This is a genomic window from Gordonia sp. SMJS1 (assembly GCF_029866425.1).
GTDB lineage: Bacteria > Actinomycetota > Actinomycetes > Mycobacteriales > Mycobacteriaceae > Gordonia > Gordonia hongkongensis.
Genome location: NZ_CP123381.1, coordinates 4169824 through 4182369, shown reverse-complemented (window position 1 = coordinate 4182369; position 12546 = coordinate 4169824). Strand labels below are relative to the sequence as shown.

Annotated in this window: 10 protein-coding genes; 8 read left to right on the top strand and 2 right to left on the bottom strand. The window is 68.1% G+C overall.

Annotated features, from left to right (window positions below):
* Window positions 1-2 precede the first annotated feature (2 nt).
* Window positions 3-1037 carry a hypothetical protein gene (locus tag QAD21_RS18985; RefSeq protein WP_280360033.1) on the top strand — a complete coding sequence of 345 codons (1035 nt, stop codon included), beginning with the start codon at window positions 3-5 and terminating at the stop codon, window positions 1035-1037.
* A gap of 52 nt (window positions 1038-1089) precedes the next feature.
* Here QAD21_RS18985 and QAD21_RS18980 read toward each other — a convergent pair whose 3' ends face one another.
* Complete coding sequence (locus QAD21_RS18980) at window positions 1090-1719, bottom strand: TetR/AcrR family transcriptional regulator (RefSeq protein ID WP_137810304.1); 630 nt, start codon at window positions 1717-1719, stop codon at window positions 1090-1092.
* Window positions 1720-1997: 278 nt separating this feature from the next.
* Between QAD21_RS18980 and QAD21_RS18975 the strand changes: the two genes are divergently transcribed.
* The 7 genes from QAD21_RS18975 (at window position 1998) to QAD21_RS25400 (ending at window position 10814) form a co-directional block, all read left to right on the top strand.
* Window positions 1998-3587 (top strand): amino acid permease, encoded by a 1590-nt coding sequence (locus QAD21_RS18975; RefSeq protein ID WP_068970462.1) that lies wholly within the window; start codon window positions 1998-2000, stop codon window positions 3585-3587.
* 34 nt (window positions 3588-3621) lie between these two features.
* Complete coding sequence (locus QAD21_RS18970) at window positions 3622-4473, top strand: urea amidolyase associated protein UAAP1 (RefSeq protein WP_280360030.1); 852 nt, start codon at window positions 3622-3624, stop codon at window positions 4471-4473.
* A 27-nt stretch (window positions 4474-4500) separates the two neighbouring features.
* Window positions 4501-5181, top strand: coding sequence for an urea amidolyase associated protein UAAP2 (locus QAD21_RS18965; protein WP_280360028.1), 681 nt, complete (start codon window positions 4501-4503; stop codon window positions 5179-5181).
* Window positions 5182-5239: 58 nt separating this feature from the next.
* On the top strand, window positions 5240-7309 hold the full coding sequence (locus tag QAD21_RS18960) for a 5-oxoprolinase/urea amidolyase family protein (RefSeq protein ID WP_280360026.1): 2070 nt from the start codon (window positions 5240-5242) through the stop codon (window positions 7307-7309).
* Window positions 7306-8979 carry an allophanate hydrolase gene (gene atzF, locus QAD21_RS18955; RefSeq protein WP_280360024.1) on the top strand — a complete coding sequence of 558 codons (1674 nt, stop codon included), beginning with the start codon at window positions 7306-7308 and terminating at the stop codon, window positions 8977-8979. The genes QAD21_RS18960 and atzF overlap by 4 nt, the downstream gene beginning before the upstream one ends.
* Before the next feature lie 120 nt (window positions 8980-9099).
* Window positions 9100-9825 (top strand): hypothetical protein, encoded by a 726-nt coding sequence (locus QAD21_RS25405; protein ID WP_348534461.1) that lies wholly within the window; start codon window positions 9100-9102, stop codon window positions 9823-9825.
* Entirely contained in the window at window positions 9822-10814 is a 993-nt protein-coding gene (locus tag QAD21_RS25400) for a hypothetical protein (protein WP_307814795.1), read from the top strand. The genes QAD21_RS25405 and QAD21_RS25400 overlap by 4 nt, the downstream gene beginning before the upstream one ends.
* A gap of 271 nt (window positions 10815-11085) precedes the next feature.
* Here QAD21_RS25400 and QAD21_RS18945 read toward each other — a convergent pair whose 3' ends face one another.
* Window positions 11086-12330, bottom strand: a complete 1245-nt coding sequence (locus QAD21_RS18945) for an HNH endonuclease signature motif containing protein (protein WP_280360022.1) — start codon at window positions 12328-12330, stop codon at window positions 11086-11088.
* Window positions 12331-12546: the final 216 nt, after the last annotated feature.

Sequence of the window (12546 nt, the reverse complement as noted above, 5' to 3'; positions counted from 1 at the left end):
CCATGGACAAGAACGGCAAATCCGGCGCACACCGTTGCCCACGTCCGCGCGGTCGCCGCCCGGCGGGCGCCTTGCTCGGCTGCGCGTTGGCCGCGTCGCTCACGGTGACGGCCCCGGCCGTGGCCCAGGCGGCCTCACCCGGGGTGGCCCTGCCCGTCCCGGTGGTTCCGTCTTCATCGACGTCGGGCGCACAAACGCTGCCCGGCAACGCTTTACGAATCGCGCAGATCGACGCCGCACTGGTCTCGGATGCGGCGCCGGTGGTGGTCGGGTCATGGCCGGACGTGACGTCGGTCGTCCCGACACCGGGGCCGCGGCACCTACGGCCACTCGGTTCGGTGGCGGTGCCGGTCGCCGATGCAGGGGACCGGGTTCGGGTCGGAAACCTGGACCTGACCCGTCCGCGAGCGGTGTCGCCGCAACTGGCCGCGCAGATCTCGGCGGGAGCCGGTGAGATCGTCCAAGGAATCTCGGATGTGTTGCAGAGCAACGGCGTACCGGTCGCGCGCGCCGACCGGGTGGCCGAGCAGATGGTCGGTGACGCCGCGGTCGGTGGCGTCATCGGAGCCGGGGTGGCAGCACCCCTCGCCCTCGCGGTCGGCGGTGTGGTGGGTGCCCCCTTGGGTCTGATACTCACGTTGCCGTTGTGGCCCACGGGACTCGTCGTCGGACCCGTGGTCGGGACGGCTGTGGTCGCCACCCTCGTCGCGCTGCCCGCGGTCGCCGCCGGTGTCGCGATCGGCGCCGCGCACGGCTATGACAAGGGCTGGAAGGTGCCGGTCGACAAGCCGCGACACCTGCGCGCGGACGCCACCGAGGTGTCGGCCGAGCGGGTCGTCCTCCCGCATCAGCCGCGGCATGCCGCCCCGGAGCCGGTCGTACCGCAGGTCACCGGGCCGGTCGGCCGGCAGCTCGCCCCGACCCCCGCGGTGAAGCAGGTCGAACCCATGCGGAGTGTCGGGAGTGGTCCGGCGGACTGCTCCATCGTGCGCAAGATGGAGGTGGCGCTGCAGGGTGGCGTGATCGGAACCTGCTAGCCGTCACGCTCGCGGGAATCCCGTAGCGACGTGGGCCATGTGCGCTCTGTTGCTACAGGATTCGCGAGATAGCGTCGACGACGGTGGCGGCGAGACCGGCAGCCGTGTGCTCGCCGAGCTCGCCGCGCTGTTCGTCGGCGCGCATCATGATGACCGACTCCACCAGCCGGAAGGGGAGCAGCGTCCGCTTGTCGGTGGCGTCGCCGAGTGCCGCGGCCGCCAGTGCGGCATACGAGTCGGCCAATTCCTGGCGCGCCGAACGGAATTCGACGAACCGCTGGTCAGCGACCTCGGGCAGCAGGTACAGGGCACCGAGGTTCCAGCGCGACTGCGCCAGCTGATCGACGTCGAAGCGTGCGAGCTCCAGCAGCCGCGCCAGCGCGGGTCCATCCCCGTCGAGGAGTACCCGCGCGCGGTCGAGTGAGGCGACGACTGTCGTCTCCAGCAGGGTCGCGAGAATGTCGTCTTTGGTGCCGAAGTAGTGGTACATCGACGCCTGTCTGATGCCGACCGCCTCGGCGATCATGCGTGTCGACGTCCCGGTGTACCCGTGGCGGGTGAACAATTCGGCAGCGGCGTCGAGGATCTCCTCGCGCGCGGTCTGCCCGCGGCGTCGGGCCTGTACCAGGCGCGGGCGGCCGCGGCCGGTCGGCGTCGGGGCCGTACTCGAGCCGGACGGCATGTCGTCTCCTCAATTGCGTCAACAGATCTCGCAACCCGGGCATCTTGTGACCCGGATTTCTCGACCCTAGCCGACAGGCCGCGTGCTTCGGCCGTTCGCGGACCCGCCGACCGGGGAAATCCCAGGCGCGTTACGCGGACGTAACGGGAGTTTTCACGACCGGAACAATTCTGTCAATCGATAGAAATCAGCGAGGGCTTACCTATCAGGTGACAGGAAACAGTGCCTGCCTCATCCGTGCTCAACGTGGAGCTTCTTCTCGGAAAGGAAGACCGCGCATGACCTCCACCCCCGAAGTGGCTCCCGCGGCATCGCCCTCCTCGGCCGCTGGATCATCGTCCGGCCCGGGCGCCGGAGATGCCGACGCACACGACCTCTCGGCACTCGGCTACGACCAGCAACTCCATCGTTCGCTCGGCAAGTTCGCGTCCTTCGCCGCCGGGTTCTCGTTCGTCTCGATCCTGACCACGATCTTCCAGCTGTTCGGTCTGGGTTTCGGTTTCGGCGGCCCGGCCTTCTTCTGGACCTGGCCGATCGTCTACGCCGGCCAGTTCCTGGTGGCGCTGTGCTTCGCCGAAATCGCGGCGCGATACCCGATCTCGGGCGCGATCTACCAGTGGTCCCGGCGAATGGGCGGCGAGGTCGTCGGTTGGTTCGGCGGCTGGTTCATGATGATCGCGCAGGTCGTCACCGCTGCCGCGGCCGCGATCGCCCTGCAGGTCGTCCTGCCGTCGATCTGGATCGGCTTTCAGATCATCGGCGACGACCCAACCCTCACCACCACGAGCGGTGCGGCCAACGCGGTGCTGCTCGGCTCGGTTCTGCTCGTGGTCGTGACCGCCATCAACTGTGTCGGCGTCCGGTGGATGAGCCGGGTCAACAGCATCGGCGTCGTCTGCGAACTGGTCGGTGTCGTCGCGGTGATCCTGGCACTGTTCACCCACGCCCAGCGCGGTCCCGACGTCGTCTTCGACACCGGCGTTCCCGGTCAGCAGCCCGGTTACATCTGGGCGTTCATCGTCTCCGGTCTGATGGCCGCGTACGTCATGGTCGGTTTCGGGTCGGCGGGTGAGCTGGCCGAAGAGACGAGGGACCCGCGCCGCGTCGCACCGCGCACCATCCGGATGGCGCTGACCGTCTCGGCCATCGGCGGCGGACTGATGCTGCTCGGCACCTTGATGGCGGCACCCACCCTCGATGAGCAACTCGCGACCGGCGGTCTGCCGTACGTCCTCGATTCCGTGCTCGGCAGCTTCTGGGGCAAGGTCCTGCTCGCCGACGTGGCCGTGGCGATCTTCATCTGCACCCTCGCCATCCAGACCGCCTGCTCGCGTCTGATGTTCTCCATGGCTCGCGACGGCCGGCTCCCGTTCTCGGCGCAACTGGCACATGTCAACAGCCGCACCGGGACCCCGATCCTGCCGTCGATCCTGATCGGTGTGCTCTGCATCGGCATCCTGCTCGTCAACGTCGGCAACTCGGCGATCTTCGCGACCCTCGCCAGCGTGTGCATCATCCTGATCTACCTCGCCTACCTGGCCGTCACCGGCCCGATGCTCTACCGGCGGTTCCAGGGCTGGCCGCATCGCGGCGGCCGGGACACGCCGGCCGTCGACGCCGGTGGCCGAAAGCTGTTCAGCCTGGGCCGATTCGGTATCGTGGTGAACGCCCTCGCGGTGCTCTACGGCGTCCTGATGGTGATCAATCTGGCGTGGCCGCGGGCCGAGGTCTTCGACCCGTCCGGCGAGATGCCGATCCTCCGCTGGGCCGGCCCCATCTGCATCGTGGCGACCGTCCTCGTCGGCATCGCCTGCTACCCCCGCGGAAAAGAACACCCGCGACCGGTGACGACCTCCCCGTCCGCCTGATGCCGCTGCGACCCTCTACAACAAGGAGTTCCGAATGAGCACGATCACCGCGGCGGGTACCGGCACCACCACCGGCGCCCGCGAACACGCCCGTGCGCAGGCCGGTGCCATCACCGACAGCATGCCGGTGGTGCCGCCATCGGCCTGGCCCGACCCGCCCGCCGACGTCCCGGCCACCTCGCTGACCTGGGCGGAGACGGTGCCCGGTGGCCGCTACACCAGCAAGGTCCTGGCACGGGGGACCCGGTTGCGGCTCACCGATGTGGCCGGCGCGGCCTGCGCCCATCTGCTGCTCTGGCGCGCCGACACGCCGTGGGAGCGTCTCAACGTCGCCGACACCGTGAAGGTCCCGTGGCAGGCGTACCTGGGTGCGGGTCATCCGCTCCTCAGCGATCAGGGCCGCGTGCTCGCGACCGTGGTCGCCGACGACTCCGGTCACCACGACGCCCTGTGCGGTACCTCGACCCTCGCGGGCAATACCGCGAGATATGGAGCCGGGGAGGTGCATTCGGGTAGTCCGGCCGGACGTGAGCTGTTCACGCTCGCGGCCGCGAAGCACGGTCTGACACCCACGGATGTGGCGCCGTCGCTGTCGTTCTTCCACGGCGTCACCGTCGACGCCGACGGGACACTGCGCTCGACCGGCAGCGCGGGCCCCGGGCGTTCGGTCGATCTGATCCTGCATCTGCCGTGCACGGTCGCGATCGCCAACACCGCGCATCCGCTCGACCCGTCGCCGCATTTCGACACCACCTCGCTGGAAGTGCTGGCGTGGCAGGCGAAGAGCGACCTCGACACGCTGCTGGCCGAGGTCGCCGGCACCGACCCCGAGTACCAGCGCGCGGTCGCCAACTCCGAAGACGTCTGGGCCGCGGCTCATCACTGAGCCGACCCACAGAGAGGACCACCCATCGTGACCGAGACAAACACCGCACTCATCACCGATTTCGCCTCGGCGCCCGCCGCCGAACTCGCTCTCGTCACCGGCGCCGTCGTCGACGACGCGCATGTGGGCGACCGGGCTCCGTGGTCGGGCGTCGTCGCCGCCGGCGACGTGCTGACCATCGTCGACCTGCACGGCAACCAGGCCGTCGACACGCTGTTCTACGCCGCCGCCGACACTGCCCAGCGGTATTCGGCCCAGGCGACGATCGCCGCGCAGGGCAACATCTTCCTCACCACCGGCAGCGTGATCCGTGACCACGACTCCACTCCGCTGATGACGATCGTCGCCGACGAGGTCGGCAACCACGACACCCTCGGCGGCGCCTGCTCGCAGGAATCCAACACGCTGCGCTACGGCCACCACACCAAGCACCAGCACGCATGCGTCGAGAACTTCCTCATCGAGGGCAGCCGGCACGGCCTCGGCAAGGCCGACCTCGTCGGCAACGTCAACTTCTTCATGAACGTCCCCGTCGATCCCGACGGCTCGCTGGGGATCGTCGACGGGTTGTCCGCCCCCGGCAAGCGACTGGCGCTGCGCGCCGAGGTCGACACCCTGGTACTCATCTCGAATTGCCCGCAGATCAACAACCCCTGCAACGGATTCGATCCGACGGCGGTGCGCGTCATCGTCACCCGGCCGTCCTGACCTCCGTTCACCTCCACGCCCCCGGGCGTCGCCTGACTCCGACGAGGATCCCATCATCATGTCTGCCACCACCACGGGCGCGGTGACCGTGCTGCGGTCCGGTCCGCTCACCACCATCCAGGACTGGCCCGGCCGGGTCGGGTACTGGAAGGTCGGCGTACCCCCCTCCGGTCCCATGGACGACCTGTCCTTCCGGCTCGCCAACATCGCTGTCGGCAATCCGGGGACGGCAGCCGGTCTCGAGATCACGCTGATGGGGCCGGCCCTGCGGTTCGACCGGTCCGCGGTCGTGGCCGTCACCGGGGCGCCGGTCCCGGTGACGATCAACGGAACGGTTGCACCGCAATGGGTTCCGCTGACACTCGAACCAGGTGACGTGCTCGACATCGGATCGATCGGCACCCTCGGCATGCGGGCGTATCTGGCGGTGGGGGGCGGGTTCGACGCCGCCGATCACCTCGGGAGCCGCTCCACCTTCACCATGGGCAAGTTCGGCGGGCTCGACGGGCGGGCACTGGTGGCCGGCGACGATCTCACGTTGCTGGGTGCGCCGGTCGGCGCGCCCCGGCGCATCCTGTCCGACGAGCAGCCGGCGTTCACCAACAGCTGGCAACTGGCGGTGACCGTCGGGCCCCACGGCGCCCCGGAGTTCTTCACCGAGGACGACATCGCCGATCTGTTCGCGACCGACTACGAGGTGCACTTCAACTCCGACCGGACCGGTATCCGGCTGATCGGCCCCAAACCCCGATGGGCTCGCGACGACGGTGGCGAGGCCGGCCTGCACCCGTCGAACATCCATGACACCGCCTACTCGGTCGGTGCCCTCGACTTCACCGGGGACACGCCGATTCTGCTCGGCCCGGACGGCCCGAGTCTCGGTGGGTTCGTGTGCCCGGTGACGGTCACGACCGCGCAGCGCTGGAAGCTCGGCCAGCTGAAGCCGGGTGACACGATCCGGTTCGTCGCGGTGCGCGGTGACCGTGCGGCCTCGCCCGCCGAGGTGGGGCTGGGCCGGCGGGCGTGCTTCGTCGACGTCCTGTCGTCGGGCGGCGACGCCGACAACGGAATCCTGGGCACCACGACGACCGCCGACGGGTCGACCACCGTCACCTACCGCCGGTCCGGCGACGACAACGTGCTCGTCGAGTACGGCGAGATGCACCTCGACCTGGCCCTGCGGGCCCGCGTGCATGCGCTGGCCGAGCGGATCGCCGCCGAGAAGCCGCGCGGGCTGGTCGATCTCACGCCGGGAATCCGCTCCCTGCAGGTGAAGGCGGACCCGGACGTGTGGTCGCAGGCGCACATGCTGGAGTGGCTGACCGAATGCGAGAGCCAACTGCCGGCCGCCGAAGACCTCGTGGTGCCGAGCCGCACGGTGCACCTGCCGCTCTCATGGGACGACCCGGCCACTCGCGAAGCGATCGAACGGTACATGCTCGGCGTGCGGTCCGACGCCCCGTGGTGTCCGTGGAACATCGAGTTCATCCGCCGGATGAACGGCCTGGACTCCGTCGACGACGTGTACCGCACGGTCTTCGACGCGAGCTACCTCGTGCTCGGCCTCGGCGACGTCTATCTCGGTGCGCCGGTGGCCGTTCCGCTGGATCCACGCCACCGCTTGGTCACGACCAAGTACAACCCCGCCCGCACCTGGACCCCGGAGAACGCGGTGGGTATCGGCGGCGCCTACCTGTGCATCTACGGCATGGAGGGCCCGGGCGGTTATCAGTTCGTCGGACGGACAACCCAGGTGTGGAATCACCGGCATCCGTTGCCGGCCCCGGGTTTCGATCCCGAACATCCGTGGCTCCTGCGGTTCTTCGATCGAATCCACTGGTATCCGGTCAGCGCCGAAGAGCTCTTGGACATGCGGGCCGACGTCGCCGCCGGGCGCGGCGACAGCACGAAGATCGTCGACGGTGAGTTCTCGCTGGCCGCGCACCAGCGCTTCCTCGACGAGCACGCCGGCGACATCGCGGCTCGCCGGGAGACGATGGAGATCGCCCGTGCGGAGGAGCGCGAGAGATGGTCGTTACAAGGTGAATTCGCTGCGCGAGCGGCCGGTGTGAGCGTGGCCGACGGCGGCGCGTCGGAGCGCGCGGACGACGAGGAGCGGGTGGCATGAGCAGGATCGACGAGGTGTACGCGCGGATCGCCGAGGCGGATCGTCCGGAGGTGTTCATCACGCTCCGGCCCGAGGCCGAGGTGCGTGCCGAATACGAGCGGTCCGTCGCGACCGGCGGCCCGCTGGCGGGCATTCTTCTCGCGGTCAAGGACAACGTCGACGTCGGCGGTCTGCCGACCACCGCCGGGTGTCCCGGTTTCGCTTTCACCCCCGAGGCCGATGCGCCCGCGGTCGCCGCCCTGCGTGCGGCCGGCGCGGTGGTGCTGGGCAAGACCAATCTCGACCAGTTCGCGACCGGACTGGTGGGTACTCGCAGTCCCTATGGTGCGGTGCGGGATTCCCGACGCCCCGACCGCATCTCGGGTGGATCGAGCTCGGGGTCGGCGGTGGCGGTGGCCCTCGGATTCGCCGACATCGCCATCGGGACCGACACCGCCGGGTCGGGTCGGGTGCCGGCGGGCCTGCAGGGCATCGTCGGCGTCAAACTGACCCTCGGTGTCGTCTCCACCGACGGAGTCGTACCCGCCTGTCGGAGCTACGATGTCCTCACGATCTTCGCCGCCGACCTCGCGCTGGCCGACCGATCGGTTGCGGTGATGGCGAAAGCCGCTGGGACTCGCCCCTTCCCGAAGTCCGTGCCCTACGCCGCGCCCGAACGCCCGGTCGTCGCCGTGCCCACCGAGCTGCCCGGTCTGGACGACAGGTGGCGCGCCGCGTTCGACGACGCGGTGCATCGTGCCGAGGCGGCGGGGCTCATGATCAAGACCATCGACTTGTCGCCGTTCCTCGAGGCCGCCCGGCTCCTCTACGACGACGCGCTCGTCGCCGAGCGATACGAGGCGGTGGGGGACTACCTCGATTCCGTTGCCGATCCCGGCGCCGCCGGTCTCGATCCGACGGTGTCGGCCATCATCGGTGCGGCGGACCGATTCTCGGCGGTCGACCTGTTGCGCGCCCGTCGTCGTCTCGCGGACCTTCGGGTGGCGGCGATGGAGCAGTGGGGCGATGCGACGGTCCTGATGGTACCGACCGCGCCGGCGCACCCGACGCTCGCCGAGGTGGCCGCCGATCCGGTGGGCGTGAACTCACGAATGGGCACGTACACCAACTTCTGCAACCTCTTCGACCTGTGCGGACTCGCGGTGCCGGCCGGGACGGTCATCGAAGGAGACGGCAGCACAGCACAGTTCGGCGTCACGTTCCTGGGCGTCGCGCATGCCGACGCCGTGCTCGTCGACGTGGCACGTCGCTTCGTCGGTGACGACTCGGTGGCGTCCTCCTGGGCGGAGCCCGACGATGCGATCGAACTCGCGGTCTTCGGGGCGCACATGCGGGGTGGGCCTCTGACGCACGAGCTGAGCGAACGGGGTGCCCGGTGGGCCGGCGAGGTCACCACGACCCCGTCGTACCGTCTGGTCGCACTTGACACGACCCCGCCCAAACCGGGACTGATCCGCGATCCCGAGGCCGGCCGTGCGATTCGCGGCGAGGTGTGGACGCTCGCCCCGTCGGCGCTGGGGGAGTTCCTGGCCGCCCTGCCCGAGCCGATGATGCTGGGCAAGGTCGAGATCGCCGCGGGAGAGAGCGGTCCCGCCCGCTGGGTCGTGGGATTCGGGTGCGCCGCCGACGCCGGTGCCACCGGTCAGGGTCTCGATCGCGACCGCTGGTAGGAGTGGGACGTCTGACCAGAACCGCCGATTCGTGCCATTTCCTCCGATCGACCATCTGTTCACCGAGCGTGGTGATTCACTTGCTCAGCTCGGGCGGTCGGGGAGAAGAGGGTGGGACGGATGACCAGGTTGGGGCGCAGCGGAATTCAGCGATCGGAGAAGGTCGCTCGACGTGAGAACCGGAAGCAGCGGCGGCAGCACCGCGCGATCGCCGGGGCGGCCGCCCTGGCGACAGTCGCCGCGATCGGAACGGGGCAGGTCGCGGAGCCGGCGGTGGCTGAGGCTTCGCCGATAACTGACGCCATCAACAGCTTCACCAACCTTCAGAACATGTACGGCAACAATCCCCTGGGGACGGTGCTCGCAGACCTCAGCAATGATGACCTGGCCGAGATCGTCAGAGCTTGGCGTATCGAGTTGTGTGCTTCCGGTGCGAGCAACGGAGGTGCGGACTGTTCGGAATCGAGCACGGACATGGGCGGCTTCGGTGTCACCATCGTGATGCCGGGGAGTCTTGAGCTCGTCCCGGTCGGCGTCTACGGCACGGTGAAAGACGCCTACGCGGTTATCCCCTCCTGGGTGAAAGACGGTGCGAACCTTATCCTGGTGCCGCTGTTCGGGTCCGGACTGCCTGACTCGATCGCCGATGAGCCCACGACGGAAAACTCGTCGACCGTACGCGGCAACGGCTTCCAGTTCGCCATGGCGTATCGCGGCGGAGACGCCACGGCGATCTCCTATCTGCCCATCAGTCTTGCCACCGCAGGTGCGAGTGACGCCGAGCCGCGTTTTCGTTCGCTCTCATCGGAACTGCTCACGCGTGGAACACTGACCCACTGGACGTGACGGTTCTCGGCAACGAAGTCGGACAGATCCCCGGGGTCAAGGGCGTCGGTTGCTATGGCGGTCTGACTGCCGCCCACGCCGAAGGAGTCGGCGCGTGCGCGAACGTCGCAGGTACCTTTGACTTCCGATGGAAGGAAACCAACGGTGAGATCCAATTCGGACTGACGGATCCGACTGCGCTGCTCGCCGACCCGGGGGGTGTGCTCGGCGGCGTGGGCGGTGAAGTGCTGAGCGGTCTCGTGTCCGCTCTGCTCGGTGGCGAAGACATCGACTTCGACAGCGAGTGGTTCGCCCTCTCCAAGGATTTCGCCCGCCTGAGCATCGGTGGCGATTACGACCTGTTCAGCGGGAACTTCCTCCGGCTGACAAGCGATTACGGATTCACGGCTCCGATCACCGTCGACTGGCTGGGTTCAACCGTCACCTTCCGGCCGCTGGTCGAGGTCAACGGCGAGCTCCGGCCGAATCGGCTGGGCCTGCCGGTCATCGAGTTCGGGCAACTCGACACCGGCGAGCTCGTCCCCGTGATCCGCATCCCGAGTTACGAGTTCCCGTTCGGTCTGCCCGCGACCGAACCGATCGACACCGGCGCGTCGAACACCGTGGCGCGCACGAGCATGTCGATCGTCGATGCGTCTGCGGAGCCGGTCGCCACCGACGACGAGGCCGACGAGGCCGGGAGCTACGTCGGCAAGCACCGCTCGGCGGAGGATTCCTACGTCGGCAAGCACCGGGCGCCTGAGGCTTCCGACGACAGCGGCGTCGAGTATTCGGATGCCGGAGACTCCGACGCGCCCGAGTCCGGCGGCCCGGATTCCGACACCCCGGATCCTGACAGCCCGGATTCCGACGGAGCCGGTTCCGATGCCGCGGACTCCGCCGCCTCGGATCCCGACACCTCTGATTCCGATGGCAACGACTCCGGTAGCGGCTCGGACTCGAGCGCCGATTCCGATTCCGGCAGTGATTCCGGAGATGCCGCGGCCTGATCCGAAGTGTTCCAGGCTCGCTGCGCTCTGAGGTGAGGGGAACCGGGCTGGGCTCATTCACCGCGTGGCCGACTGTTGCTGTCGAGAGCGATATCGATCGATCGCAGTACAGGATCCGACCCCCGTCCCACCGGGATCTTTCGCGAAGTGATTGCTACTGATCATCTTCCGCGACAGGGTCCCGGTGGGCAGGGGTTTGTTCTCACACTGTGGACTTGTCAAAGGTCGTGTGGCGTCGGGATCGACGCCGGAGGATCTGGTCGCCGGGCGGCTACACGAGTGCGTCGTCGAGTCGCATGGTGCGCCGGTTGTAGGCCGGCCGGGGTAGGCGTTTCGGGTCGATGTCGGCGGGCGGGATGAGCCACGGATGACGGTCGGGACCCATTACGACCTGCCAGCCGTGGTGATGGACCTGGGTGTGACAGCGCTGGCACAGCAGGCACCCGTTGTCCAGATCAGTAGCGCCACCATCAGCCCAGGGGATCAGATGGTGAACTTGCGTATGTGCCGCTGGCGCACCACATTTCACGCAACACATATCGCGGATGGTGATTGCTTGCCGCAGGTGATGCGGGAACAGTCGTTTCGTGGTTCCCATCCGCAACGGCACACCCTCACCGTCGAGGACGATCTCGGCCACCGCGCCGTCGCACGACAGTCGTTGTGCTGTCGAGCCTGACACGGCTCCGACCCACGGCAACCTTGCCTGACCAACGCCATCAGCAGGAATGGTGATGAGCAACTGCGTTCGCGGTGCGCCCGCAGTGGTCATCGATGCACCGATCGCAGCCTGGTCCAGAAGGAGTTCCAGACCGTCCGCGCGGCGTTGTCCGGCATCGCGGCGGTCGGCGGCGCCGTCGGGTTCGGGGCGCGGGCAGGAGCGCTCGTCGATCATCGACAAGAACTTCTCCCCGATCACTGCGGTGACGTCTGCGCTGATCGCGACCCGGCCCTCGTCGGTCACCCTGGTGTGCACAGTGTTCAGCGACGCATCATCCGCTGCCGCGACGGCGTTCGGATCGTCATCGGCGACCCGCATGGCGATACTCCGGGCGTGAGTGATGATCTCGGCGGGGGTGGCACCGGAGAACGCCTGCGCGAGCAGTTCGCTCTCGAACGCCGCCAGGTCGTCGTCGGACAACGCAGTCGCTGCGATGACTGCGATGACTGCGATGCCGCGAACCACGGCGTCAACGCACTCGGCAGACAGGTAGCCGTCGGCGGCGCAGTCGGCGACTTTGGGCAACGACTTCAGTCCGGTGGCGATGCGTGCACCGCGGTGCGCGGCCGTCGGGGGCATGCCCATCTCGATCAGCCAGGATCGGGTCGTCGACCCTGCACGCGCCGGTGCCCCCGAATCTTCCAACAGGGCGATGTGGACGGCGATCTGGTGATCGAGAACGTTGCGCAGCACTCGTAATTCGTCGAGTTGCTCGTACACCGCGCGACCACTCCCGTCGTCGGGCGGGGGTTGCAGAGCAATGAGGGTGTCGCGGAGCTCGGTGATCGAGGTCATGACACCAAGGTACTCGCCAAAACGTTCGACGACGAGATTTATCCACAACCCATATGCCTTCGAATCGACCTGTGCGGCAGTCTATGTCACACGCACACCAGTGGTGAACCGCAGTGAACCGTGGTGAACAGAAACCCCAGTAGTCACAGCCTGTTGATCGAACAGGGTTTGTCGATGACCACTACGCAGCCGACAACAGGAGCTGGTCCAACGCCG